This window comes from Nocardioides sp. Soil777 (assembly GCF_001428425.1).
In the GTDB taxonomy this organism is placed as follows: domain Bacteria; phylum Actinomycetota; class Actinomycetes; order Propionibacteriales; family Nocardioidaceae; genus Nocardioides; species Nocardioides terrigena.
This window is the reverse complement of the sequence record NZ_LMSN01000012.1, coordinates 191,121-217,236: the sequence shown is the minus strand read 5'-3', so window position 1 is coordinate 217,236 and position 26,116 is coordinate 191,121. Positions and strand designations below refer to the sequence as shown.

Annotated in this window: 23 protein-coding genes and 1 pseudogene; 13 read left to right on the top strand and 11 right to left on the bottom strand. The window is 66.6% G+C overall.

Annotation, left to right across the window (positions count from 1 at the left end; genetic code table 11):
• Positions 1–204 precede the first annotated feature (204 nt).
• Positions 205–1,728, top strand: a complete 1,524-nt coding sequence (locus tag ASG88_RS08505) for a sugar transferase (protein ID WP_162259832.1) — start codon at positions 205–207, stop codon at positions 1,726–1,728.
• Here the strand turns inward: ASG88_RS08505 and rfbA are convergent.
• Complete coding sequence (rfbA, locus tag ASG88_RS08500) at positions 1,722–2,600, bottom strand: glucose-1-phosphate thymidylyltransferase RfbA (protein ID WP_056886988.1); 879 nt, start codon at positions 2,598–2,600, stop codon at positions 1,722–1,724. The two genes, ASG88_RS08505 and rfbA, sit on opposite strands and share 7 nt — an antisense overlap.
• 77 nt (positions 2,601–2,677) lie before the next feature.
• On the opposite strand from rfbA, the gene ASG88_RS08495 reads away from it, so the two are divergent.
• From ASG88_RS08495 to ASG88_RS08485, 3 genes are read left to right on the top strand one after another with little or no spacing between them, the layout of a single operon-like run.
• A complete protein-coding gene (locus tag ASG88_RS08495; protein WP_056886987.1) occupies positions 2,678–4,543 on the top strand; it encodes a DUF4012 domain-containing protein in 1,866 nt (621 codons plus the stop codon).
• 16 nt (positions 4,544–4,559) lie between these two features.
• Positions 4,560–5,558: a dTDP-glucose 4,6-dehydratase gene (gene rfbB, locus ASG88_RS08490; RefSeq protein WP_056886986.1), complete on the top strand. Its 999-nt coding sequence runs from the start codon at positions 4,560–4,562 to the stop codon at positions 5,556–5,558.
• Positions 5,555–6,961, top strand: coding sequence for a sugar nucleotide-binding protein (locus ASG88_RS08485; protein ID WP_082600140.1), 1,407 nt, complete (start codon positions 5,555–5,557; stop codon positions 6,959–6,961). The genes rfbB and ASG88_RS08485 overlap by 4 nt, the downstream gene beginning before the upstream one ends.
• Here the strand turns inward: ASG88_RS08485 and ASG88_RS08480 are convergent.
• On the bottom strand, positions 6,934–7,293 hold the full coding sequence (locus ASG88_RS08480) for a phosphomannose isomerase type II C-terminal cupin domain (RefSeq protein ID WP_056886984.1): 360 nt from the start codon (positions 7,291–7,293) through the stop codon (positions 6,934–6,936). The genes ASG88_RS08485 and ASG88_RS08480 overlap by 28 nt on opposite strands.
• Positions 7,294–7,430: 137 nt before the next feature.
• Here ASG88_RS08480 and ASG88_RS08475 point away from each other — a divergent pair, with 137 nt between their 5' ends.
• Both ASG88_RS08475 and ASG88_RS08470 read left to right on the top strand, forming a co-directional pair.
• Entirely contained in the window at positions 7,431–8,891 is a 1,461-nt protein-coding gene (locus tag ASG88_RS08475; protein ID WP_082600138.1) for a polysaccharide biosynthesis tyrosine autokinase, read from the top strand.
• A gap of 14 nt (positions 8,892–8,905) precedes the next feature.
• The gene (locus ASG88_RS08470; RefSeq protein WP_056886982.1) at positions 8,906–9,199 is read left to right on the top strand and encodes a DUF2516 family protein; all 294 of its coding nucleotides are present in this window, start codon (positions 8,906–8,908) and stop codon (positions 9,197–9,199) included.
• Between the two features lie 119 nt (positions 9,200–9,318).
• Here ASG88_RS08470 and ASG88_RS08465 read toward each other — a convergent pair whose 3' ends face one another.
• The 3 genes from ASG88_RS08465 to ASG88_RS08455 form a co-directional block, all read right to left on the bottom strand.
• Positions 9,319–10,059, bottom strand: a complete 741-nt coding sequence (locus ASG88_RS08465; RefSeq protein WP_056886981.1) for a hypothetical protein — start codon at positions 10,057–10,059, stop codon at positions 9,319–9,321.
• A gap of 64 nt (positions 10,060–10,123) precedes the next feature.
• Positions 10,124–10,507 (bottom strand): helix-turn-helix domain-containing protein, encoded by a 384-nt coding sequence (locus tag ASG88_RS08460; protein ID WP_056886980.1) that lies wholly within the window; start codon positions 10,505–10,507, stop codon positions 10,124–10,126.
• 93 nt (positions 10,508–10,600) lie between these two features.
• Positions 10,601–11,560 carry an asparaginase gene (locus ASG88_RS08455; RefSeq protein ID WP_056886979.1) on the bottom strand — a complete coding sequence of 320 codons (960 nt, stop codon included), beginning with the start codon at positions 11,558–11,560 and terminating at the stop codon, positions 10,601–10,603.
• A 39-nt stretch (positions 11,561–11,599) separates the two neighbouring features.
• Here ASG88_RS08455 and cysC point away from each other — a divergent pair, with 39 nt between their 5' ends.
• The 3 genes from cysC (at position 11,600) to ASG88_RS08440 (ending at position 15,526) form a co-directional block, all read left to right on the top strand.
• A complete protein-coding gene (gene cysC / locus ASG88_RS08450; RefSeq protein WP_056886978.1) occupies positions 11,600–13,426 on the top strand; it encodes an adenylyl-sulfate kinase in 1,827 nt (608 codons plus the stop codon).
• Positions 13,426–14,436, top strand: coding sequence for a sulfite exporter TauE/SafE family protein (locus tag ASG88_RS08445; protein ID WP_056886977.1), 1,011 nt, complete (start codon positions 13,426–13,428; stop codon positions 14,434–14,436). Before cysC ends, ASG88_RS08445 begins: the two co-directional genes overlap by 1 nt.
• A 67-nt stretch (positions 14,437–14,503) precedes the next feature.
• Complete coding sequence (locus tag ASG88_RS08440) at positions 14,504–15,526, top strand: hypothetical protein (protein WP_157559642.1); 1,023 nt, start codon at positions 14,504–14,506, stop codon at positions 15,524–15,526.
• A 15-nt stretch (positions 15,527–15,541) separates the two neighbouring features.
• On the opposite strand, the gene ASG88_RS08435 is transcribed toward ASG88_RS08440, so the two are convergent.
• Entirely contained in the window at positions 15,542–16,363 is an 822-nt protein-coding gene (locus tag ASG88_RS08435) for a 3-keto-5-aminohexanoate cleavage protein (RefSeq protein ID WP_056886975.1), read from the bottom strand.
• Positions 16,364–16,385: 22 nt separating this feature from the next.
• Between ASG88_RS08435 and dtd the strand changes: the two genes are divergently transcribed.
• The 4 genes from dtd (at position 16,386) to ASG88_RS23015 (ending at position 20,488) form a co-directional block, all read left to right on the top strand.
• Positions 16,386–16,817 (top strand): D-aminoacyl-tRNA deacylase, encoded by a 432-nt coding sequence (gene dtd / locus ASG88_RS08430; protein WP_056886974.1) that lies wholly within the window; start codon positions 16,386–16,388, stop codon positions 16,815–16,817.
• 167 nt (positions 16,818–16,984) lie between these two features.
• Positions 16,985–17,899, top strand: coding sequence for a sulfate adenylyltransferase subunit CysD (gene cysD / locus ASG88_RS08425; RefSeq protein WP_056886973.1), 915 nt, complete (start codon positions 16,985–16,987; stop codon positions 17,897–17,899).
• Entirely contained in the window at positions 17,899–19,200 is a 1,302-nt protein-coding gene (locus tag ASG88_RS08420; protein ID WP_056886972.1) for a sulfate adenylyltransferase subunit 1, read from the top strand. The genes cysD and ASG88_RS08420 overlap by 1 nt, the downstream gene beginning before the upstream one ends.
• Before the next feature lie 403 nt (positions 19,201–19,603).
• Positions 19,604–20,488: a hypothetical protein gene (locus tag ASG88_RS23015; protein WP_157559641.1), complete on the top strand. Its 885-nt coding sequence runs from the start codon at positions 19,604–19,606 to the stop codon at positions 20,486–20,488.
• Positions 20,489–21,859: 1,371 nt separating this feature from the next.
• Here ASG88_RS23015 and ASG88_RS23745 read toward each other — a convergent pair.
• The 5 genes and pseudogenes from ASG88_RS23745 to ASG88_RS22565 all read right to left on the bottom strand — a co-directional run.
• Positions 21,860–22,171: pseudogene (locus ASG88_RS23745) on the bottom strand (IS3 family transposase); the annotation flags it as partial.
• 192 nt (positions 22,172–22,363) lie between these two features.
• Positions 22,364–22,495: a hypothetical protein gene (locus tag ASG88_RS24025; RefSeq protein ID WP_268790766.1), complete on the bottom strand. Its 132-nt coding sequence runs from the start codon at positions 22,493–22,495 to the stop codon at positions 22,364–22,366.
• Between the two features lie 223 nt (positions 22,496–22,718).
• Positions 22,719–23,264 (bottom strand): glycosyltransferase, encoded by a 546-nt coding sequence (locus ASG88_RS24200; RefSeq protein WP_414858633.1) that lies wholly within the window; start codon positions 23,262–23,264, stop codon positions 22,719–22,721.
• A gap of 667 nt (positions 23,265–23,931) precedes the next feature.
• Positions 23,932–25,173: an O-antigen ligase family protein gene (locus ASG88_RS22570; protein WP_082600135.1), complete on the bottom strand. Its 1,242-nt coding sequence runs from the start codon at positions 25,171–25,173 to the stop codon at positions 23,932–23,934.
• Entirely contained in the window at positions 25,170–26,102 is a 933-nt protein-coding gene (locus ASG88_RS22565; protein ID WP_235534799.1) for a glycosyltransferase, read from the bottom strand. Before ASG88_RS22565 ends, ASG88_RS22570 begins: the two co-directional genes overlap by 4 nt.
• Between the last annotated feature and the right edge of the window lie 14 nt (positions 26,103–26,116).

Genomic DNA, 26,116 nt, shown 5'->3' with positions numbered 1-26,116 from the left:
GAAAATCACCCCCCTGGGGGTGGTCGACGAGCGTTCTTGAGCCGCACGGAGGCCCAATAAAGTCCACAGTCAGGGAGATCTTGACCACACCTTGGTAAACATTTGAACCAAGCGGGTGATCCTGTCCCGATCCGATGGCAGGCTTGGCGCCCGATGGGGCCGAGATCGGCCCACTCTGCTTCGGGGGCCTGTGGGGGGCAACGCATGTCGATCATCAGCGACCGGACTAGCTCCGCCGTCGCAGTGACCCCGGGTGGGGGCGCCAGCGCCGACCTCGTCACCGCGGCCGCGCCGGCTGCCGCTCGCAAGGCCTCGCGACGGGCTCTGGCCCGAATCCCCGTCGCGGCACTGGTAGTCGACCTCGCTGCAATGATCGTCGCGGTCGCCACTGGGGGTCTCATGCGTGGTCTTCTGCCGATCTTCCCGCCCAACACCTCGTCGTCCATCCCGGTGGGCCCAGAAACCATCGCAGGCCTCGTCGCCCTGTGGTTGGTCGTCATCTTCGGGCTCGGCGGCTACCGGTCCCGCCTCTTCGGTGCCGGGACCGACGAATACAAGCTCGTCATCAACGCGACCCTCATCACCGCCGGCCTCGTCGGCATCTTCTGCTACCTGATCCAGTACCAGTTCTCCCGTGGGCTGTACCTGTTCTCCTTCCTCAGCGGAGTGACCCTCCTGGCGCTGGGGCGGTTCACGATGCGCACCCTCCTTAAGAGCGCCCGCCGCCGTGGTGCACTGCTGCAGCGCGTGGTCCTGGCCGGCCTCCCATCGCATGTCGACGAGATCGCCGCGGTCTTGCGCCGCGAGTCGTGGCTCGGCTATCAGGTCGTCGGAGCTCTCACCCCGCCCACCGACTTCCGTGAGGTCACGGCGTCCGGCATCCGGGTCTGGGGCAACACCGACGAGGTCGCCTGGGCTGCCGACACACTCAAGGCCGACACCGTCTTCGTCGTGGGCGGCGCCTTCACCTCTTCCGCCCAGACCCGCCAAGCGGTCTGGGACCTTGAGGAGCGCGACGTGGCGGTGGTCGTCGCGCCGAGCGTCACCGACGTCTCCAGCGAGCGCGTACAGATCCGCCCCGTGGGCGGTCTTCCCCTGATCCACCTCGACCCGCCTCGCTCTGCGGCGGCGGTCCGCTGGGGCAAGCGGACCTTCGACGTGGTCGTGGCGTCCTGCCTCGTGGTGGCCTTCTCCCCAGTCCTAGCCTTTGCGGCGTTCCGGGTCTGGGCGTTCGACCACGGACCGATCCTCTTCCGGCAAACCCGGGCGGGGCGGGACGGTCGGGACTTCTCCTGCCTCAAGCTGCGCACGATGGTCACCAACGCCGAGGAGCTGCTGCAGGACCTTCACGCCGAGATTGGCCACACCGAAGGCCTCTTCAAGATGGTCGACGACCCCCGCATCACGACGCCCGGTCGCTGGCTGCGTCGCTTCTCGCTCGACGAGCTGCCCCAGCTTTTCAACGTCCTGCGCGGCGACATGAGCCTCATCGGCCCGCGCCCGCCGCTACCCAGCGAAGTCGAGGCGTACGCCGACCACATGCACCGCCGCCTGCGGGTGCGACCCGGCATGACCGGCCTGTGGCAGGTCTCAGGGCGATCCAACCTGTCCTTCGACGAGGCGATCCGCCTGGACCTCTACTACGTGGACAACTGGTCGATGCTGCAAGACTTGTCGATCCTGGCCCGTACCTTCGGCGCAGTCTTCCGCAGCCGCGGGGCCTACTGAGCCTCGCGCTGCTCCTCGAGCAGGTCGAGGAGGTAGGCGCCGTAGCCGCTCTTGACCAGTGGCTCGGCGCGCTGGCGCAGCTCGTCGTCGGACAGGAAGCCCATCCGCCACGCGACCTCCTCGGGGGCGCCGATCTTGAAGCCCTGACGTCCTTCGATGGTGCGGACGAAGTTGCTCGCGTCGTTGAGCGATTCGAACGTGCCGGTGTCGAGCCACGCCGTGCCGCGCGGGAGCACCTCGACCTGGAGCCTGCCCTGCTCGAGGTAGATCCGGTTGAGGTCGGTGATCTCGAGCTCGCCCCGGGCCGAGGGCTTGAGGTCCGCGGCGTGGCCGATGACGTCGTTGTCGTAGAAGTAGAGGCCGGGAACGGCGAAGTGGCTTCGCGGGTGCTCCGGCTTCTCCTCGAGCGACAACGCTCGACCCTCGGCGTCGAACTCGACCACGCCGTAGGCCTTCGGGTCGGCCACGTGGTAGCCGAAGACGGCCGCGCCGTCGAGGTCCTCGAAGCGGCGCAGCCGGGTGCCGAGGCCGGTGCCGTAGAAGATGTTGTCGCCCAGCACGAGCCCGGCGGTGTCGTCGCCGACGTGATCGGCGCCGATGATGAAGGCCTGCGCCAGGCCGTCGGGACTCGGCTGCACCGCGAAGGTGATGTTGACGCCTAACTGCGAGCCGTCGCCCAGCAGCCGGTGGAAGCCCTCGGCCTCGTGCGGGGTCGTGATGATGAGGACATCGCGGATCCCCGCGAGCATGAGCGTGGAGAGCGGGTAGTAGATCATCGGCTTGTCGTAGACCGGCACGAGCTGCTTGCTGATGCCCTGGGTGATCGGGTGCAGTCGCGACCCCGTGCCCCCGGCCAGAATGATTCCGCGCATGGTCGCAACCCTAGGGCAGTCGCGTCCGGTTACGACGTCCCCCCGCGGCGTCACCGGGCCCCTGAGAGGATGCTCCGGTGCCCGCCCTGTCATCCTTCCGCAAGCCCGTCGTGCTCGCGGCCGCCGCCGTCGGGTTCGCCGGGCTGGGCGTGTCGCTGGCGCAGGTCCCCGACGCGGCCGACTCGGCACGCGCCGAGCTCGAGTCGGCGAAGGTGGCGCTGGAGGACGGCGACACCGACGCAGCGACCGATGCCGTGCACCGGGCCCGTGAGCACACCGACATCGTCCAGGTCGGCGTCCAGGGCCCGGCGGGCCTGATCGGCCAGTGGCTGCCCCTGGTGGGCACCAGCGTCCGCGACGCGCGACACCTCGGCGACGCCCTCGACGCCGTCGTATCTGTGGCCGAGCTCGGCGCCGAGGCCTACCCGGAGATCACGGGCGACGAGGCCACCTTCTTCGAGGGCGGTCGCGTCGACATCCCGACCCTCGAGCGACTGGTCGCCACCGCGGGCGACGCCGAGGACGAGCTCTCTCGGGCGCGCACCAGCCTGACGGCCATCGAGGCCACCGGTCCGGTGGGGGCACGGCTCGGCGACGCTCGCGACCAGGCACTCGCGCAGGTCGACCCCTTGCATGACGCCTTGAGCGACCTGATGCCCCTGATGCGCGAGTTACCGGACATCCTCGGCGCCGACGGCGAGCGCAAGTACCTCTTGGCCATCCTCAACCCCGCCGAGCTGCTCTACTCCGGTGGCACGGCCCTCTCGTACGCCCCCGTCACCGTCTCCGACGGCCGGGTGACCATCGGCGAGACCGTCGATACCGATGCCAACACCGCGATGTTCCAGCCGCGCTACTGGCGCAAGGTGCAGGGCAACCCCTTCCACCGCGGGCCCATCCGGGTGGCCCTCGGCGGCATGGCCCCGTCGTGGCCGATCGCGGGCGAGGAGACCCTCAACGCGTGGCGGAGCCTGCGCGGTCGCAACATGTCCGGCCTCGTCGCCGTCGACGTCATCGCCCTGGCTCGCCTGTCCGAGATCACCGGGCCGATGGAGGTCCCCGGCTACGGACGGGTCGACAGCACCAACCTGGTCGAGACCCTGATTGGCAGCTACGACGACTACGCCTTGGCCGATATCGCGGAGCGCAAGCAGGCCAACCGTGCCTTGGTGCCGCTCTTCGTCGAGCGCCTGCTGGACGCCGGCCAGCTCCCCGACAAGGTGCGGGTCCTGGCCGACGCCGCTGCCGGACGGCACTTCGCCGTCTACTTCCGCGACGACGAGGTGCAGGGCACTCTCGACGACCTCGCGATCAGCGGCGACCTCTCCGAAACGAAGCACGACTACCTCGGCGTCTTCACGCAGAACGCGGTGCCCAGCAAGACCGACTACTGGCAGTCGCGCGCGGTCCGGTGCGACGTCCGCCTGCGCCCGGACGGCAGCGCGCGCGTGACGCTCGAGGTGGAGGTCCACAACGACAGCGCGCCGTACGCCGGTCCCGGGACCGATCCGCAGCAGGGCTACTTCACCCGCTGGTCCAACCTCTCGGTCGGCTCGTTCCTGGCCCGCGGCGCCGACGTCGAGGTGGCCCGCGTCGACGGCGTGCCGATCGACTTCACCATCGGCGACTACTTCGGTCGTCCGTTCGTGCGGCACACGATCGAATTGCCGCCGCAGGCCCGACGCACCGTGCGTCTGGAGTACAACGTCCCGGCTGCCGCGGTCCGCGACGGCGACTCCCTGACCTACCGGCTCGACCTCGACCCCCAAGGCATGGTGCGGCCGCAGTCGGTGAGCGTGCGCGTGCACCTGCCGAACGGCTTCACCGCCGACGACCTCCCCGAGGGGTGGAACGCGAATGGTCGGGGCACGGTGACGTGGACCGACGAGACCCTCGACGAATCCTCCCGACTCGCACTGGTGGCACGGCACGCGGAGCGCTGACCTTAGACTCCCCGGCATGGATCGACTTCTCGTGACCGGCGGGGCCGGATTCATCGGCTCCAACTTCGTGCACCACCTCATGGAGCACACCGACGTGCGGGTGACCGTGGTCGACAAGATGACGTACGCCGCGAGCCGCGAGGCCCTCGCCGACCTCCCCGAGGACCGGGTGCGGCTGGTCGTCGGCGACATCGCCGAGCCCGACGTCGTCGACCCGCTGGTCGCCGAGCACGACGCGGTCGTGCACTACGCCGCTGAGTCGCACAACGACAACTCGCTGCACGACCCGAGCCCTTTCATCCGGACCAACATCCTGGGCACGTTCACGATCCTCGAGGCGGTCCGCAAGCACGACAAGCGCCTGCACCACGTCTCCACCGACGAGGTCTACGGCGACCTCGAGCTCGACGACCCCAAGCGCTTCACCGAGGACACGCCCTACAACCCGTCCTCGCCCTACTCCGCGTCCAAGGCCGGCTCCGACCACCTGGTGCGCGCGTGGGTCCGCAGCTTCGGCGTCCAGGCGACCGTCTCCAACTGCTCCAACAACTACGGCCCCTGGCAGCACATCGAGAAGTTCATCCCCCGCCAGATCACCAACGTCATCGACGGCGTCCGCCCCAAGCTCTACGGCTCGGGAGAGAACGTCCGCGACTGGATCCACGCCGACGACCACTCCTCGGCCGTCTGGACGATCCTCAACAAGGGCGAGATCGGCGAGACCTACCTCATCGGCGCCGACGGGGAGAAGAACAACCTCGAGGTCGTCCGGCTGATCCTGACCCTGATGGGCCAGCCCGCCGACGCGTTCGACCACGTCACCGATCGCGCCGGCCACGACCTGCGCTACGCCATCGAGTCCGGCAAGCTGCGCCAGGAGCTCGGGTGGCAGCCGCAGTTCCAGGACTTCGAGTCCGGCCTGGCCAACACCATCGAGTGGTACCGGACCCACGAGGACTGGTGGCGGCCAGCCAAGGAGGCCGTCGAGGCGACGTACGCGGAGAAGGGCCAGTGAGCCTTCCCTCGCTCGAGACGACCCCCATCCCCGGCCTGGTCGTGGTCCGCCTCGACCGTCGCGACGACGCCCGCGGGTTCTTCAAGGAGAACTGGCAGCGCGAGAAGATGCTGGCCATCGGCCTGCCCGACTTCGGCCCGGTGCAGAACAACGTCTCCTTTAACGCCGACCGCGGTGTCACCCGCGGCATCCACACCGAGCCGTGGGACAAGTTCGTCTCGCTGGCCACCGGCCGGATCTTCGGCGCCTGGGTCGACATGCGCGAGGGCGACTCCTTCGGCGCGACCTTCTCCCTCGAGATGGACACCTCGGTCGCGGTCTTCGTCCCGCGCGGCGTCGGCAACAGCTACCAGACGCTCGAGGACGCGACGGCCTACACCTACCTCGTCAACGAGCACTGGCGCCCGGGCATCGCCTACCCCGCGCTCGCGCTGGAAGACCCGACGGTGGCCATCCCGTGGCCGATCCCGCTGACCGAGGCGATCATCTCCGACAAGGACCAGCACAACCCGGAGCTCGACCCCACGACCGCGATCGCGCCGAAGCGGACGCTGGTCCTGGGCGCGGGCGGCCAGCTGGGCAAGGCCCTCGTCGCTTCCCTCCCCGGCGCGCAGGGCGTCACCCGCGCAGAGCTCGACGTCACCGACGCCGAGGCCGTGGCCGCCTGGCCGTGGCACCAGTACGCCGTGGTCCTCAACGCCGCGGCCTACACCGCGGTCGACACCGCCGAGACGCCGGACGGTCGCCGTGACGCCTGGGCCGCCAACGCCACCGCGCCGGCCACCCTGGCCCGGCTGTCCTCCCGCCACGGCTTCACGCTGGTGCACTACTCGTCGGAGTACGTCTTCGACGGGACCGCCGAGGAGCACACCGAGGACGAGCCGCTGAGCCCTCTCGGCGTCTACGCCCAGTCCAAGGCCGCCGGCGACATCGCCGTCGCGACCGCCCCGCGGCACTACCTGCTGCGCACCTCGTGGGTCATCGGCGAGGGCAACAACTTCGTGCGCACCATGCAGCGGCTCGCGAGCAACGGCGTCTCCCCGAGCGTCGTCTCCGACCAGGTCGGGCGGCTCACGTTCACCGACGAGCTGGTCCGCGCCACGCGGCACCTGCTCGAGTCCGGCGCCGCCCACGGCACCTACCACGTCTCGAACGGCGGGCCTGCGATGTCGTGGGCCGAGGTCGCGCAGGCGGTCTTCGAGCGCTCCGATCGGTCCGCCGACGACGTCGCACCGATCACGACCGAGGAGTACGCCGCCGGCGCGCTCGCCCAGGACAAGCCCTTCGCGCCGCGCCCGCTGCGATCCGCCATGGCCCTCGACAAGATCCGGGCCGCCGGCTTCGAGCCCGAGGACGCGCTGGCCGGGCTGGAGCGCTACCTCGTGGCGTCGGAGCGGCCGTAGTCGTCCTCGAGGCGGCAGATGTCGTCCTCGCCGGTGTAGGCGCCGCGCTGGACCTCGATGATCACCAGCTCATCGTCGTGGGCGTTGGTGATCCGGTGCGCGGCACCGAGCGCCACGTCGATGGAGTGTCCGGCCTCTGCCACGAGGGTCTCGCCCTCGACGACACAGGTTGCGGTGCCGGCGATGACCACCCAGTGCTCCGAACGGTGCTCGTGCGTCTGGTAGGACAGCCGCTGGCCCGCTGCCACGTGGATGCGCTTGACCTTGTAGCCGTCACCCTGGTCGATGACGTGCCACGAGCCCCACGGGCGCTCTTCCCAGTCCAGCGACATGCTTGGTTTCCCCCCATGTAGGTGTCAGACGATCCCGGAGAGACTACCTGTGGCCGTCGGTCGCGGCGATGTCCGACTCAACCCCCGCGACGCTTAGGGTGTCCGCGTCAGACCCTCGTCTCGGGAAACGGATCAGCGTGGAACTCAAGGATTACTGGCTCACTGTGCGGCGGCGTTGGCGGGTCGTCGTCGCGTCCCTTGTCACCACGCTGGCCCTCGCGGCGTTGCTCACCATCCAGGCGACTCCGCAGTACGCGTCCTCCGCTGGCCTCTTCGTGTCGACCGGCGAGTCGGACTCCAACTCGGCCTACACCGGCAACCTCTTCGCCACCCAGCGGGTGACGTCGTACGCCGACCTGGTGAGCAGCCGGACGCTGGCCGATCGCGTGGGTGACTCGCTGGACGACGACCCCGACACGGGCTCGCTGACCGCGGCGGTGTCCGCGACGGTCGTCCCGGAGACCGTCATCCTCCAGATCACCGCCACGGATCCCGACCCCGAGCGCGCTCGCGACATCGCCCAGGCCTACGCCGAGGAGCTCGGCGACCTGGTCACCGAGCTCGAGACCCCCGACGGCAAGAATCGCGCCCCGATCAAGGCCACCATCGTCGACGACGCCGTCGTCCCGACCGCCGCCGTGTCACCTCAGCCGGCGCGCAACCTGGCCCTCGGCGCTGTGCTCGGACTCCTGTTGGGGCTTGGCCTGGCGGTGGCCCGTGAGCTGCTCGACACCTCGCTGAGCAGCAACGACGACATCGCCGATGTCACCAACGCCCCCATCCTCGGCAACATCGCCACCGACGACGCCGCCAACCTGGCACCGCTCGAGGTGCTCAGCTCCGCCACACCGTGGGCCGAGGCCTTCCGGGTGCTGCGCACCAACATGCAGTACGTCGAGGTCGACGAGGAGCAGAAGGTCATCGTGATGACCAGCTCGTTGCCCGGTGAGGGCAAGTCGACGACCGCGATCAACCTCGCGCTGACCACAGCGATGGCTGGCCAGCGCGTGGTGCTGGTCGAGGCCGACCTGCGACGACCGCTCATCGCGGAGCGACTGCAGCTCGACGGGGCCGTGGGCACGACCAACGTGCTCATCGGCAAGGTCAAGCTGTCCGACGCGCTCCAGGAGTACAAGGACTCCGGTCTCAAGGTGCTCGCCTGCGGACCGATCCCGCCCAACCCCTCCGAGCTCCTGCAGTCGCACGCCATGGAGGCCCTTCTCGCTGACCTCCGACGTGACTTCGACGTGGTGCTGCTCGACGCCCCGCCGTTGCTGCCCGTCACGGACGCCGCGCTGCTCTCCACCCAGGCCGACGGGGCAGTGATCGTCGTGCGGCACGGCCGGACCACCAAGGACCAGCTCCAGCACTCCATCGAGCGCCTCGAGGCGGTCGACGCCAAGGCGCTCGGCGTCGTGATCAACCAGGCTCCGAGCCGCAAGAACCGCACCGGTTACGGCTACGGCTACGGCTATGGCTATGGGTTCGAGTCCGAGACGGAGACCAGCAGCAAGCGTTCACGCCGCGAGGCCAAGGCGCGTGTCAAGGCGGAGACCAAGGCGGCCAAGTCCGGCAAGAGCGGCCGTCGCCGGGCCTGAACTACTCTGGGCCCGTGAGCTTCTTCCAGATCGAGGGCTACGTCTACCTCATCGTCATGCTGGCCCTGCTGGCCGTGAAGTCCTATGCATTCATCAGCTCCCTGCTCTTTCCCGCTGAGGCCTACACGGCCACGGGCAAGCTCACCAAGCCCGCATGGAGCATCATCCTCGGGCTCGGCCTGCTCGCCCAGGTGCTGCTGATCAGCTCCTCCCCGATCAACCTGATCCACCTGGCCTTCACGATCGCGGCCCTCGTCTACCTCGCCGATGTGCGCCCCGCCCTCGCCGAGGTCACCAGCGGCAGGTAGGCAGCCGGACGCGCAGAGACCCCCAGCCCGTCGGGCTGGGGGTCTCTGTGGGTCTCAGACCGCTGAGCTCAGAAAAGAGCCAGCTGGTCGTCGTCGGTGCCGCTGAGGGCACCAGTCCTTCAGTCGCCGACCTTCTCGGCGGCCTCGGTGACGGCCTGGGTCGCGTTGGACGCGGTCTTCTTGGCCGCGGTCACGGTGGCCTTGGCGCTGCTCTGGGCCGTGACGGTCTTCTTGGCCGGAGCCTTGCGGACCGGGGCCTTCTTGGCCGCGGTCTTGGTGGCCGCGGTCTTGCTGGTGCTCGTCTTGGCAGCCTTCTTCGCCGCGGTCTTGGTGGCGGTGACCGTCTTCTTGGTGGCGGTGGTCTCCGCGTCGACGGCCTTCTTGGCCTGGGTCGCGGTGGTCTTGGCCTTGGCCTTGGTGGTCTTGGCCGAGGAGACGGTCCGCTTGGTGGACTCCTGGCGACGGACGCGGCCCACGAGGGACTCGCCGCGCTTGACCAGGTCGTCGTAGGTGTCGGTCGCGGTGGCGACGTTGTCGTCGACCAGCTTCTGGACCTTGCCCGGGTAGGCCTTGGCCTCGGCCTGGAGCTCGGCGACGCGGGCCTCGATGGCCTCGCGGCGAGCCTTGGCGTCCTTGGCGAGGGCGTCGACGCGAGCGTTGACGACGGTGGTGGCGCGGTCGGCGAGGGCCTTGGGGTCGCCGGCGGTCTTCTGCGCGTCGGCGACGCGGGCGGTGACGTCCTTCTGGACGCCCGCGATGCGGGTCTGGGTCTCGGTGACGAGGTCGCGGACGATCTCGACGGCGAGGTCGGTCACGCCGACGTAGGCGAGAACGGGCTTCGGGAGGGTGGCCTTGGCCATGATGGAGCTCCTTCGTGTTGACGTGTGGACCGACCCGATCACGATGATCGCGGTCGGGGTCGGATCAGCTCTTGTCGCCTGCCTGGCCCCCGTTGAGGGCGAGGAAGGAGGCGTAGACGTCCAGCAGCGACTGCTTCTGGCGCTCGGTCAGTCCGGTGTCGGCCAGGACGGCCAGCTCGACCGACCCCCCGACGCCCGGCTCGGGGCTCACGATCCCCGCCCGCACGTTGAGCTGCTCGGCGGAGATCCGCAGTGCCTTGGCGATCTGCTGGAGCACTTCGGCGGAGGGACGGCGCAGACCACGCTCGATCTGGCTCAGGTAGGGATTGCTGACGCCGACCTGCTCGGCGAGCTGCCGCAGGGACAGCCGCGACGCGAGTCGCTGCTCCCTGAGGAAGTCTCCGAGGGAGCCGACGACGGTCTTCCCGTCCTTGCTGTCCTTGGCCATGTCTCCATAGTGCTAACACCTGTTAGCAAATGCAAACTGGCGGACCGTGAGTGCCCTCACATTCCCAAGCAGGACTGGGAGATCGGCGCTAGCTCAGTACGCCGCGCGGATCTCACCGACCGGCTGGCCGCCGCCCAGCAGCACGTGCTGACCGGTCCGGCGTACGGCGTCCGCGTCGACCCCCTCGAGCTCGAGGACGCCCGAGCGCCGCAGCGCCTCGGCCATCAGCACGGGGCGCACCCGGGGCGCGCCGTCGTCGGTCTTGAGGGCGAAGGCGCGTCCGTCGGGCAGCGCAACGGCATAGACCGACTCGGCGCCGGCCTTGCCGATCGCGCCGGGGATGGCGGTGAGCAGCGCGAGCTCGTCGCGCTGGGTGCCGGAGACGTACGCCGGGTGCTCGCGGATCGCCTCGGCGATCCGGCGCTCGGGGCCCTCGGTGGCCACCGCCAGCGCCCGGAAGGCGCGGGCGAGCCCGACCAGCGAGGTGGAGAGCAGCGGGGCTCCGCAGCCGTCGATGGCCACCGTGGTGACCGGCTCGCCGGTGAGGTCGGCGAAGGTGCCGGCGATGACCTGCTGGAGCGGGTGGTCGGGTGCCAGGTAGGTCTCGACCGGCCAGCCGTTGATCACGCAGGTGGCCAGCATCGCCGCGTGCTTGCCCGAGCAGTTCATCAGGATCGACGTCTTCGTGCCGCCCGCACGGATGACGTCCTCGCGAGCAGCGTCGTCGACCGGCCAGTCGGGCGGCGTCTGCAGCGCGTCCTCGGTCAGCCCCGCGGACGCGAGGATGCGGCGGGCCCCCTCGACGTGGAAGGGCTCTCCGGAGTGCGAGGCGCAGGCGAGCGCCAGCAGGTCCGGCGGCAGGTCGAGCCCGGCCCGGACCATGCCGAGGGCCTGGATCGGCTTGTTGCAGGAGCGCGGCAGCACGGGCTCGTCCACCACCCCGACCGACCAGTCGACTCCCCCGCCGGCGTCGAGCGCCACGACGGATCCGTAGTGGCGCCCCTCCACGAACCCCGAACGGACGATCTCGGCCACCACCACTGGTCTCGACATGGCTGCAGGCTACCGACGCCGGACTGGCAGGATTGACCCGTGTCGACACCCCAGCACCACCCCAGCCCGCGCGAGCTCGACGACCTCGAGCTCCTCACCACCGGGGCCGTCCACCCGCTGACCGCGTTCAACGCCCCGGGCAGCGTGCTCACCCTCGACCTGCCGGAAGATCTGGCCGTCGCCGACGAGGTCGAGCTGGTCGACCCCGAGGGCCTTCCCCTCGCCGTCGTCGTTCCGGCAACCGGCGAGGTGACCGCGCTGACCCACGCGCAGTACGGCCCCTTCCGCCGGCTCTACCTCTCCGCCAAGCAGGTGCGGGAGCAGCACGCCGGCCGCACCGTGGTGCCCGTCACCGACGCCCTCACCGCCACCCAGCTGGAGGGGGTGCGCGGCCTCGGCCCGAGCCTGCTGCTCGTCTTCGCCGGCCACGGCACGTCCGCCCTCTCCCCCGTTGCCCTCATCCGCGCCACGCTGGCCGCCGCCGACCTCCTCGACGACGCCGTGGTCGTGGTCGTGCCAGTGGCCGACCACGGTGACGCGGACGCCGACCACCAGCTGGGCGTACGGGTCGCGCAGACCTACGCCGGCACCGACCCCGTCCACGCGCTCTCGGACTCCTCGGTGGTCGATGCGGGCGGCGGCCCTTCGGTGGTTGAGGTGCGAGCGGAGCGAGCCTCGAAATCTCCCTACCCGCCGACCATCCAGGCCATCGTCGACCGCGACCTCCCCGAGCCCGGCAAGCAGGGCCTGGTCCTCTTCTTCACCGGCCTGTCCGGCAGCGGCAAGTCCACCCTCGCCCGCGCCATCATGGACCGGGTCCTCGAGCAGGGCGAGCGCACCGTCACCAGCCTCGACGGCGACGTCGTCCGTCGACACTTGTCCGCGGGCCTCGGCTTCTCCCGCGAGGACCGGGAGACCAACATCACCCGCATCGGCTGGGTCGCCGCCGAGATCGCCCGCCACGGCGGGGTCGCGATCTGCAGCCCCATCGCCCCCTTCGCCTCCACCCGCGCCACGGTGCGCGACATGGTCGAGGAGGCCGGCGGCGAGTTCTTCCTCGTGCACGTGGCCACCCCCCTCGAGGAGTGCGAGCGGCGCGACCGCAAGGGCCTCTACGCCAAGGCCCGCCGGGGCGAGATCCCCGACTTCACCGGCATCTCCTCGCCCTACGAGGAGCCCGACGACGCCGCGGTCCGCGTCGACACCACCGGCCGCACCATCGAGGACGCCCTCGACGACGTTCTCGAGGCCCTGGCCGAGACCGGCCACCTCTCGCTGCGCGAGCGGGGTCACGACCAGGGCGCGGCAGCATCCCCGTCGGTGGTTGAGGTGCGAGCGGAGCGAGCCTCGAAACCCCCCATCCGGGTCCTCTTCGTCTGCACCGCCAACATCTGCCGCTCCGCCTGGCTCGAGCAGGCCGCCCGGGCGATGGGCGCGCACGGCATCGAGTTCAGCAGCGCCGGCACCCACGGCTTCGACGCGCACCCCATGGACGCCGTGATGTCGAGCACGCTCGACGCGGCCGACGAGGGCTTTCGGAGCCGTCGCCTGACCCGCGAGATCGTCGAGCAGGTCGACCTCGTCCTCACCGCAGAGAGCAGCCACCGGGCCTTCGTGCTCGAGGAGCACCCGCAGGCCCTGCGCAAGGTCTTCACGCTGGGGCAGTTCGCCCGGGCCGCCCAGGCCGCCCCCGATCTTCGCGGTCGCGAGCTGCTCGCGGCGGCCGGCGAGCGGCGTACGGCGCCCGTCCCCGACGACGACATCGACGACCCCTACCGGCGCGGGAATGCGGCCGCCGAGGCCGCAGCAGGCAAGATGTCGACAATGTTGAGCGTGATTGTGGAAGCGCTCGCCGAGGAGGACTGATGGCCGAGCTGATCACCCTGACCGCCCTGTCGATCGTGGTGGCGGGGTTCGTCGTCGGCATCGTCGTTGGCCTGACCGGCATGGGTGGCGGCGCGCTGATGACGCCGGCGCTGATCTTCCTGGGCGTCGGCGAGGCCGCCGTCGTCGTCACGGCCGACCTGACCGCCGCTGCGGTCTACAAGACCGGCGGCGCGATCGTGCACAAGCGCGAGGGCTCTCCCCACATGCAGCTCGCCAAGTGGCTCATCATCGGGTCTGTGCCGATGGCCCTGCTCGGGCCCTACCTGGTCAAGACCTTCGCCGACCCGGATGACCTCGACAGCACGCTCAAGCTCTGCATCGGGTTCGCCCTGCTCTTCGCCGCTGCGACCTACGCCCTGCGGCTCTACATCAACCTCAAACGGGTGCGCAACGGCACCCACGTGGTCGATGACAACCCCGCGGTCCGCATCCTCCCGACGCTGCTCGTCGGCGCCCTGGGTGGCCTGCTGGTGGGCATCACCAGCGTCGGCTCGGGCTCGGTCATCATGATCGCGCTGCTCATGCTCTACCCCGGGCTCAGCGCGGTGAAGCTGGTCGGCACCGACCTCGTCCAGGCGGTGCCGCTCGTAATGGCCGCCGCGATCTCCAACATCGCGATCCACGGCCTCGACTGGGGCGTGCTGATCCCCCTGCTCATCGGATCCGTCCCGGGCACGCTCATCGGCGCCAAGATCGCCCCCAAGGTCCCGCAGTCGATCATCCGCCGCGGCATCGTCGTCGTGCTCACCATGAGCGGCGTCGCACTGCTCGACAAGGCCGGCTGGCCGCCCCTCGGTGCCGGTGAGGACGACACCCACCCGATGCTCATCGCCGGCGTCGGCCTCTTCGTGCTGGTCGTCCTGCCGATCGTGTGGGGCTTCCTCCGCAAGAGCGAGGGCCTGCCGATGTTCGGCAAGCCCACCATCGCCGAGCTCGAGGATCCGAGCTTCCAGCCCGGTCTCATCGGGATGAAGCGCACCGACAACTGATCGCCCGGTCCAGACCGGTCGGCTCAGTCCGTGGCACAGACCGACGCCACGGAGGATTGTCGGTGGCATGGCGATCGTCCGCGCCGTCGTGGTGGCAGCACTGGCTGCCTCACTGGTGGCCTGTGCCGACGACGGCGGCGACACCGCACCGACGGATCCCCCACCTACTGCAACCGCGGAGCCCAGCCCGGAGGTCACCTATCTCCCGGCGGGTGACCTGCCCGACCCGTTGTCCTTGCGAGACGTGGACGGCCGCACGATCACGGCCAAGCCGTTCGCCGACTTCGCCGTGGCGAGCGGCTCCGGCGTCTGGGTGTCGGGGGTCGCGCCCGGCGCGGTGCGCTATGACGACACCTCGGGCGCGGTCACCGCGCGCACCCCCGTCCGCGGGTCCGTGACGCAGGCGCTCGAGGAGTCGGATGCCGAGGTCTACGTGCCTACCGGCGCGCCCAGCGCACTCCTGCGGCTCGACGCCACCACTGGTGAGGTCCTGGCGCGCGTGCCACTGCCGGCCAGCCCCGTGGCGGAGGGTGTGGTCGGTGCAGCCGACGGCACGGTCTACGTCCTCATGGACCCCCTCGAGCCGACCATCGCAGTGGTCAGCGACAACGAGGTGACCGAGACTCTGGTCGCCCCCGACGCAGCGACGGGTGTCCGAGCAGCGTTCGGCGCGCTCTGGGTGCCCACGAGCCTCAACACCGTGGAGCGTCTGGACCTCGAGTCCCGCGAGTGGACGAGCATCCCGGTGGGCCCCCGGCCCCGGTTCATGGACGTCGGGTTCGGAGCCGTGTGGGTGATGAACCAGGGTGACGGCTCGATCACGCGTGTCGACGGACGCTCGTCGAAGGCCGAGACCTTCGCCGTGACCGGCAACGCGATCGGAGGAGGTGACCTGACCACCGGTGCCGGGGCGGTGTGGCTGCGCACCGACACCGCCGTGGCTCGTGTCGATCCCGCCTCCCGAGCGGTGACGCACTGGATCGACCTGCCGCCCGGCAGCGGCAGTGTGGCCGCGACCGACCGGGCGCTGTGGATCACCAACCACGACCACCTGGCCGTGCACCAGGTGCCGCTGCCGCTACCCGGCTGAGGCCCGCTGCGGGGATCAGATCCCGAGCAGCTCGCGGCACTGCGCAGGCGTCATCGGCTCACGCTGGGCCAGGCGACCGAGCTCGACCGCACGCTCGACGAGCTGGCGGTTGCTCTCGACGGGCACGCCCCGCGCGATGGTGAGCACGTCCTCCATGCCGACCCGCAGGTGTCCTCCCTTGGACAACGAGGCCAGCGCCACCGACAAGGTCGTGCGGCCGATGCCGGTGGCCGACCACGACGTCACCTCGGGCGGCAGCATCGCCACGCCGGCCACCAGTGCGTCGGCGCTGCCAGGCATGCCGCCGGGCACACCCATGACGAAGTCGCAGTGCACCTTGCCGCCGTGCGGCAGGCCGTAGGTCTTGAGCAACCGCCCGAGGGCGTGCACCTGGCCGAGGTCGAACAGCTCGAACTCCGGCACGATCCGACGCTCCTGCGCGAGCTGGTAGAGCTCGCACACGAAGGGCCACGGGTTGCTGAAGACGTCGTCGCCGAAGTTGGTGGTCCCCATCGTCAGGCTGCACGAGTCGGGCTCGGCGTCGAGCACCTCGAGCCGCTTGTCGAGCGGGTCGTGGACCGAGCCGCCGCTGGAGAGCTGGACCACGAGGTTGCTCGACTCGCGGACCGCCGCGACCCACTCGCGCAGCAGCGACTGGTCGAGGGTCGGCGCGTGTTCGCCGTCACGCACGTGGAGGTGGATCATCGCCGCGCCGGCCGCCTCGCACTCCGCGGCTGTGGCCGCGATCTCCTCCGGAGTGGTGGGCAGCTGCGGGCAGTCCGCCTTGCTCGTCTCGGCGCCCGTGGGCGCCACGGTGATCAACAGTCCCTCAGCCATGGGAGCACCTTAGGGTCGCCACATGCGTGCCGTGCTCCAGAGGGTCCTCTCCGCCTCCGTCACGGTCGATGGCGAGGTGGTCGGCAGCATCGACGGCGGGCTGCTCGTCCTCCTCGGAGTGACGCACACCGATACCGAGGTCGAGGCCGCGTGGATGGCGCGGAAGATCCGCGACGTCCGCATCCTGCGGGACGAGCAGTCGGTCGGCGACGTAGGAGCGCCGGTCCTTCTCGTCAGCCAGTTCACGCTGTACGGCGACGCGCGCAAGGGACGCCGTCCCACCTGGTCGGCCGCGGCTCCCGGTCCCGTGAGCGAGCCGCTCTACGAGGCCGTGTGTGGCGAGCTGGCGCGCCTCGGCACCCACGTCGAGCGGGGCGTCTTCGGTGCCAACATGCGAATTGCCTCGATCAACGACGGGCCCGTCACTCTCCTGCTCGACTCCCCCTCTAACTGAGACCCACGATCGGTGCTCGCAGAACACCGACCGCGTACCTCCCTTGGTGTAGACGAGATGGTGACGGTCTATTCCGCCACGCGTCTTACCGCGGGCTCCGGTGCGTCAATCGGCCGGGCCATGGCTACGATGTGGGCTGCTGTCCCTAGAGAGGCCCTTCGTCTGTCATGACCCAAACGCACCCCGACTACCAGCTGAGCCAGCTGGACCAGCTCGAGGCTGAGTCGATCCACATCTTCCGTGAGGTCGCTGCCGAGTTCGAGAAGCCGGTCCTGATGTTCTCCGGTGGCAAGGACTCCATCGTCATGCTCCGCCTCGCGGAGAAGGCCTTCTACCCCTCCAAGCTGCCCTTCCCGCTGCTCCAGGTCGACACCGGCCTCGACTTCGACGAGGTCCTCGAGACCCGCGACAACTGGGTCAACCGCCTCGGCGCGCGCATCCACATCGCGAGCGTCGAGGACATGATCGCTGACGGCACCATCGTCGACGACGGCAAGACCTCGCGGAACCGCCAGCAGATCGGTGCGCTGCTGCACGCGATCGAGGAGAACGCCTTCACCGCCGCGTTCGGTGGCGGTCGCCGGGACGAGGAAAAGGCCCGGGCCAAGGAGCGCGTCTACTCCCACCGCGACGAGTTCGGCCAGTGGGACCCGAAGATGCAGCGTCCAGAGCTGTGGAGCCTCTACAACGGGCGCATCCACCCGGGCGAGCACATGCGCATCTTCCCGCTGTCGAACTGGACCGAGCTCGACATCTGGCACTACATCGACCGGGAGAAGATCGAGATCCCCTCGATCTACTTCGCCCACGAGCGTGAGGTCATCCTCCGCGACGGCATGTGGCTTTCGCTCTCCGACGCCGTGCAGCCCAAGGGCTCCGAGACCGTCGAGACCAAGATGGTCCGCTTCCGCACGGTCGGCGACAAGTCGCAGACCGGGTGCGTGGAGTCGACCGCTGCGACCACTGCCGAGATCATCGACGAGATCGCCATCGCCCGGGTCACCGAGCGCGGTGCGACCCGTGGTGACGACCGGTTCTCCGAGGCGGCCATGGAAGACCGCAAGAAGGAAGGCTACTTCTGATGAGCCCCGAGATCTCTCCCGTCGCGGAGGCCCATGAGGGCCGCGCCCCGATGGACCTGCTTCGTTTCGCGACCGCCGGCTCGGTCGACGACGGCAAGTCGACCCTCATCGGTCGCCTGCTGCTCGACTCCAAGTCGATCTTCGAGGACCAGCTCGAGGCCGTCGAGGCCTCCTCGGTGTCCAAGGGCTACGACTACACCGACCTCGCGCTGCTGACCGACGGTCTGCGCTCCGAGCGCGAGCAGGGCATCACCATCGACGTGGCCTACCGCTACTTCGCGACGCCCAGCCGCAAGTTCATCATCGCCGACACCCCGGGCCACATCCAGTACACCCGCAACATGGTCACCGGCGCTTCCACCGCCGACCTCGGCCTGGTGCTGGTCGACGCTCGTCAGGGCCTGACCGAGCAGAGCCGGCGGCACGCCGTCCTGCTGTCGCTGCTCCGAGTCCCCCACCTGGTGCTGGCAGTCAACAAGATGGACCTCGTCGACTGGGACGAGGCGGTCTACGAGAAGATCCACAACGAGTTCACGGCGTTCGCCACCAAGCTCAACATCCCCGACCTCGAGGTCATCCCGATCTCGGCGCTCCAGGGTGACAACGTGGTCAACCGGTCCGAGAACACCCCGTGGTACCACGGGCCCACGCTCATGCACCACCTCGAGCACGTCCACGTCGCCTCCGACCGCGACCTGCAGGACGTCAGATTCCCGGTCCAGTACGTCGTACGTCCCAAGTCCGACGAGTTCCACGACTACCGCGGCTACGCGGGCATGGTCGCTGGCGGCGTGCTGAAGCCCGGCGACGAGGTCGTGGTGCTGCCGAGCGGCATGACGTCCACGATCCAAGGTATCGACCTCTTCAACGAGGAGATCTCCGAGGCGTTCCCGCCGATGTCGGTCACCGTGCGCCTCGAGGACGACGTCGACGTCTCGCGGGGCGACATGATCGCCCGCGTCAACAACGCCCCGAAGCCCAGCCAGGACATCGACGCGATGATCTGCTGGATGACCAACGAGCCGCTGCGACCGCGCCAGAAGCTTGCCATCAAGCACACAACCCGCACTGCTCGGGCGATGGTCAAGGACATCCAGTACCGCCTTGACGTCAACAGCCTGCACCGCGACCAGGACACCAAGGAACTCGGTCTCAACGAGATCGGTCGCGTCCAGCTGCGCACGACCGTGCCGTTGCTCTGCGACCCATACTCGAAGAACCGCACCACGGGGTCGTTCATCCTGATCGACGAGGCGACCGGAGTCACCGTTGGCGCCGGGATGATCAATTCGGGAAGCTAGCATCCACGAGCCAAGACGGCTCACGGGGTCGACGACTCCCGAGAGGCGTGAGTGCCGGCCGTGAACTTTCTGTGGATGACCTCATCAGGACAACTTCGACTCGCACGGTGCCCAGGAGCACTTCCTTCCTGCGCCTCGTCCTACAACTCCCGTCGAATTCCGAGCACAGGGCTAGGTGGAGATGACCAGCAGATCGTCTGAGAGTGCCATCCTTAGCGATTATCCATCAGAGCTAGAATGGTCACCAGAAACAACGCTATATGTCTACTACCCTCGTGGACTAGAAACAGGTGGCCCCGAGGCGCTCCACCAACTAGTCGACAGCGTTCGTCGAACTGGACGTCAAGCATTTCTGGTCCCGATCCCGGGGACCGAATCGAATTCTGATGTTGTGGCTTACTCAATGTACGACGCCCCCGTTCGAACCAACGTCCCCGATACAGAAAACAGCCTGGTGCTGACGCCAGAGAATCAGATTGGGCTTCTCAAACGCTTCTCGTTTGCCACGACGTTGATTTGGTGGTTGAGCGTCGACTATTCCTCTCGATACTTTCTCGAGCGATTGAGGCAGCGCACTGGCGCCCTCTCCAGATCCCATCTCGGTCACGCCACAATCGGAACAATTCGAGGAAAGTATTTCGCTTTCCCCCAACGATATGATTCGATCATCTCGCGATCAATAAATCTAACGCAATCGAAATACGCGTGGTCATTCCTTTTCCTTCGGAAGGGGATCGTGGCCAGCATGCTAACCGACTACACCTCGGAGGCAATCCTCTCGCTCGTTTCCTCGACCCCCGAGCGCGAACGCGCACATCGAGTGGCATATGCGCCCCGCAAGGGCGGCAGACTAGTATCCGAGCTTATTAGAATGCGCCCCGACGTAGAATGGGTGCCTATCGAAAATATGTCGAAGGCTCAGGTCATCGAGACGCTGACAGCCTCAGCTGTCTATATCGATCTGGGGCACCACCCTGGGAAGGATAGAATTCCGCGCGAGGCAGCACTCTGCGGCGCCGTAGTTATCGTCGCACGACGCGGATCGGCGGCCTTCTCGGAAGATGTTCCTCTGCCTTGGGCCCATAAAGTGCCGTTCGGCGGCGACTTTGTAGCTAGCGCCAATGGCACGCTAGAGGGAGTATTGACCGACGTAGCGTCTGCGCGACTCGACCAGCAGCCATTTGTCCGGTGGATCGAGGGCGAGAAGCTCCGATTTGACCGCGAGGTGCAGCAGATCTTCGCCCATGGCCACCTTGGCTTCGACAATACGGGTTTCGATACGGTGTGAAATCGTCAACAGCCGTGTCGCGAGATGTGTCCCTGAGGCGCCAGATCTCGAACTTCGCGATGCTCCCATTTTTAGGAATGGCGGCGTCACTCATAATTCTTCCGATTCTGGCACGAACCGCCGGAACGGACGGATGGGTTGCACTTGCGATAGGACAGTCGGCTGGCGGCCTTTGCGCTCTAATTGTCAGTTATGGTTGGAACGTCGCCGGTCCAGCACGAATTGCACGTTTAACAGACTGCGAACGCCGGGAGGCGTTCTCCCGAAGCCTTCTAGTCCGCGGCAGCGTCTTCGTTGCTGTAATGCCCGTACTGATAGCCGTCGTCACTAACGTCTCTCCGTCCGAGACGACACTACTGGCCCTCACGATGGCAATCGCAGCCGCACTCGGCGGCCTTTCACCCAATTGGTACGCGATCGGCGTTGGTCGCGCCTCATACGTCGCTATGTATGACCTCGTGCCCCGACTTGCAGCTACCGCAGTCGCATTTCCCATCATCGCCTTCACTCGGAATCCGGTGTGGTATCCGGCACTACTCTCCCTCGCGATCGCCCTTAGTTACATACTGTTCTCTCTGGTTGTCGTTCGCCCAACGTCGATATCTGGGGGTTGGCGAGACGGCCTAATTGAGGGCCTGCGAGATGACCTTATGGCGGCGTGCACCGTGGTAACTGGCGGAGCCTACTCAACGGGGACGCTTCTAATCGTGGGAGCGGCTGCTAGCGTCAAAGAGTCAGCAAGCGCAACCTCCGCGGACCGAGTCTTCCGAGTCTGCCTTCAGGCTGTCGCGGCCCTAAGCAACGCACTCGTCGCGTGGGTGATCAAGGTTCCCGCATTGCGAAATCGAAGAATGATCATTTCACTCGGCCTTCACTCTCTGGTGGGCGTTTTCGGCCTAGCGTTTCTTTCAATAGCGGGACCAGCCGTCACAACCCTTCTCTTCGGCGAAACACTGTCAGCCAGCCGACCCGTTACCACTCTCTATGGGATCGCATTCCTCGCAATCTCCGTAAACACCTCATTGGGAATGCATATTTTGGTGCCAACCGGACATATCCGGGTCGTGTTAGGAAGCACGCTGGCTGGCGCGGTGATTGGGGTACCGCTCATATTCTGGGGCGCGCTCTCGCTTGGTGCTTTCGGCGCCGCGATCGGAATTGCTTTCAGCGAGGTGGCGGTGACCGCAATTCAGGCTGTGGCTGCCGCTCGAGCCTTCGGGCGATACCGCATCAGGAGGGGCCCAGTTCGGAAATGGGTTCAGTCGGGGGGGAGCAGCGATGATGGCACGAGTTCCCGCGCTCGGGTGTGGCATCGCGAGCCAAGACGGTCTGATTGACCCTGCTCGACGTGAGTCGAGCACCACTTTCGAAGGATCGGCGAGCGACAGCGGTGCTCAGCGCCGCGACCGCCAGTAACGACTTCGTCCGTGAAGTCGATGGAGTATCCGACGATCCGGTTGCAGTAGTCGTCCTGGATCGGACGTAAAGCTTGCCTTCGCTGGTTCAGTGCTCGGTGATGTCGCTGAGCCAGCTCTCGTTCGGGCTGTCGGCCTTAAACCATTGCCGGGTCATACAGTACTGGTGGGTCACGGCGCACAGGTCGTCGTGGACCGGTGGCCCTGGCTCCTTGCCGTTCCTGCCGCGCTTCTTGCCGTCGGTGGACCACCGACCCATTTTCGAGCAGCGAAGCCGTCCCAGTTCTCTGTAGCTCCTGCCGCGCAGCGGGTTTGCTCGAACTCCACGGGAGATGTCATCACAAGGGTGCTGCAGGCGTCGCTTGTCGTACCAGCCGACCCGGCCGGCGGTGGCGTACTCGACGTCGCCGATGCTGCGGGATCGCCCGGCGTGGAAGACCGTGGTGCGGGTGCATTCGGTCTAGAGCCCGACGACGAGTTGCATCGGCGCATTGCCATAGGCGTAGGGACCGAGCCGGGTCAAGGGTTGCTGTCTTCTCGTCGACTTGACGCAACCGGCCACCTGGACCGCGTCCTTGGCGTCGGTGTTCACGCCGTCACCCGACGGATTCTGCCGCTTCGAGGGGTGCCGCGATCCCTCGCGGCAGATCCTGGCCGGCCCGGCCGGCCTCGCACAACAGTTGGATAGAGGCAGCGCAGCCTACTGGGCAACCCACAACCATTCGTGAGTGAAATCACGGCTCGCGACCCTCAGGAGCGCTGACCAGTCACTCCGTACCGAGCCCGGGCGCACAGATTTTGTCACTCCACTGAACTTACGAGCCCCTTGAAGCCCTGACCCAGATGTCATCAATCAGATCCTCCAGTCGGCGCTCCGTCCAAGCCCCTGCGACCCCTCGAGGCAGTCCAGAAGCCTCCTTCAATGCGTTGGCAAAATCCCTGACTGCATCCCTTCCAGACTTCACAGCCATGCCCGGACTGCCACCCGCACTCATCACGCTCGCCGCTCCGGTTCCTTCGAAGCAGACAATTGGCAACCCAACTTCAGCAGCTTCTCCCACAACACCGCTTGCACCTTCCCGGCCAGAAGGATGAGCCAGCACCGCAGCACTACGCATGGCCGCCAAGACTTCATCTCGGCCAAGCTTTCCTCGCCATACAACTCGTTCGTCCACACCCAACTTGCGAGCCAGTCGTTTAACCCGCTCGTCAGAACCCGAAATCCCTTCCCCCACGATGTGTACCACTCTCTCGGAGCACACTGGCTCGGCCAAGGCGCGTAGTACAACCTCTACGCGCTTACGCGGAATGATATGGCCGACGCAAAGGATATCCACCTTCTGATCCTCCACTCGGACCATCTGCGTGCTGCTCGGAACAACGACGTTTGGGAATACGATGGCGGGAGTTGGCGCAGAGTCGACGAGGCGGCAAGTCGCTGCATTCTGAGCGATCACCAAGTCTGATCGGCGTGCCATCCATCTGGCGGGGAGACCCGCAGTGCAGTCGCGCATCAACTGTTTCAGATACTCAAGATAACTTGTTCGATCTCTTGGTTCACACAGGAACACTTCACGCACACCGCCCGCTCCAACGGGACCCCAAACTCGAAACCCAGCACTGTAGACGATCGGTGATGGCAGTAGTTCAGTAGCGAAGGTTACGTGGTGCGCCACCACCACCCGTGTCTTCCGCTCCAACCCTCGGACCACACTTCGGCTCGCTACGAACCAGAGGAGATGCTCGAGTCGGGTGAAGCGGGGCTCGTGCCATCTGAAAGAGCGCGGTCTTATGTAGGGAGTTACTTCAATGACTTCCACCACATCGCGAATTGTCGCCCACAGCGGGGATGCACGGACCGCTTCTCCCGACCGAGGCATCGTTAAGAGGACGATCCGAAATCCCTGCACTCTGGCAACTTGAACCGCGGCTAGAAGAAACCGCCAACCAACGCCCGGCTCGCTCGGCATCGAGGGATGCACTGCGAAAGCGGTCATTAAGTAGACGGGCCGCCCATTAACCACTTCATCACTGTCCACGATATTCGCCATGGCTCTCCAAAGTCGAGCTCGAATCTTGCCGCGCCGCATGCAACCCGGCCACAATGGCCACAAGACCCCATGCGTAACCGAAAATCACCATGCTTGTAAACATGCCGGGGATTGCCCATGCCGCGAAGAGCGCCCAGGCGGCAAGACTAGGAGCCTTCCCCGAGGGAAACATCAGGAACAGCACCGCAGCGATGAATGCACTCAAACCAGCCAGACCGGAGTCATACAGCAACGAAATCCACACCGAACTGAGATATTCCGCCCCCACACCCGTCGAATCCATGGTGTACACCTGCGAGTAGGAGTTTGCCCCAGTTCCTATAAGCATAGATGCGAGTGGTCGATCTAGAATATCTCCCATCGCCGTCCCCCAGATCTCGGCACGGTACGCGCCCGTTCCGCCCTCGCCGTCGAGAATATTCTGGAGTCGCCATTGCCAGCTCTCAAACGCCCAGCTCCCTATCGCGATCCAATTAGCGCCAATAACCGCGGCCATTGATGCCAACACTCCCACAAAAGCCGCAGACACCGATGCTCGAGACTTAATAGCGAAGAATACCGGGATGATCACAGCTAACGCCAGCCAGGCTGCCCTGGTCGTAGAGAACGCCACCGCAGCCAGAGAGAGCCAAACTGCACACACCTCATAACCACGAAACTGGACGCCGCGTGATTTCGCGTAGACACAAACACCCAACCATAACGCAGCAGTTCCGCCCATAACATTTGGCTCGAAAGCCAATCCTAAGAGTCGGGTTCGCTCTGATGCCAGGTCGATAGCAAATGACAGACCAAAGAAGGCAACCACCGCCGCATTGGCGGTACTGAATTTTTCACGCGCAGCAATCGGCCAGCATGCAACCACCAAAGACGCCGCGACCCCGCCCACCAATTGTACCCAGAATCGAACGCTCGCCGAGGGCACCGGCGCCATGAAGAGACTAGAAACAAGAAGTATGGCTAGCCACAGCACAAGCGCATTCGAAGTTCGACCTGATGGCACTCGAAGATTCTTTGAAAATGCGAGTGCGATGAGCGCGCTCAAGGTCGCGAGTTGTTCGAGGCGGATAGTCGCACCCGGCATGGCGACTCCGGTGGACAACAGTGCCAGCACATAGAGGAAGAACAGAATCCTCGCACGCCGCCACATGGGGAGGGCCAGAACCCCGATGGCGAACAACACGAGCGTGAAGCCCAGCGCCAAATCTTCTGAGATCATCGAGGGACCCGCTCAGAGGCCAAACGACCGTCCTTGCCAGCACGCAGAACTGCGCCTGCGTAGGCGAGATAACGCTCGGCACTGCTATTCTTCACTCCGCTATCGCCGGAGTATTGGGTATGGCCCAGGCTGGCAATCGCGCTACGCCCAAAAAAGCCCGCTGCAACAACCGCCCTCCAGACCAAGGAATGCAAAGCCGAAGGGGCCATATATGTTGCGTACAGGTCGTAGAGGTTTTCGACCCACACCGTGTTGACGCGATCCCGCTCGCCACTGGCACCAAGCTGATGGGTACACGGAACGTTGACCATCCTATTGCGCAGACCAATCGCCTTCAGTCGACGACAGAAGTCAATATCCTCCGCATACATGAACCAGCGCTCATTCATGCCGCCAACACGAAAAAACTCGTCCGTGCGCACCGCCAAGCATGCTCCTGTAACCCAATCGACGTCAGTCTTGTCGGCCCCCAATTGAGACGGAGTCAAGTAGTGTCCCGAGAAGTAGCCGCCCAAGTGGGACAATCCTGTTAGGTGACACAGCATCCGCCAGATCGTAGGCAGCCGTCCCCCTGAGGCCACGCGACTGACTCCTGCTGGCATGGTGATGTATGGACCGACGGCCCCGATCGATGCGTTCGCTGCCACGTCCGCCAGGGCTTGGACGTCCTCTGCCTCAATTGACGCGTCAGGATTCAATAGCACCAGCACGTCGGACCATTCCGATGCGCGCCTCGCGAGATCGTTGACAGCCACAGCGAAACCGGCATTGCCTTCGGACAGTATGAGGTTTTCTGGTTCAACGAGCTCGCAAAGGATCTTCGCGGAGTCGTCCGACGAATTGTTGTCCTGCGCCCACACCCTGATGCTTGGGCACCCCAGAAGGCTTCCTAGTGAGGCGCGAAGGTATTTCTCGCTATTATAGGACACCAGAAGTATCGCAA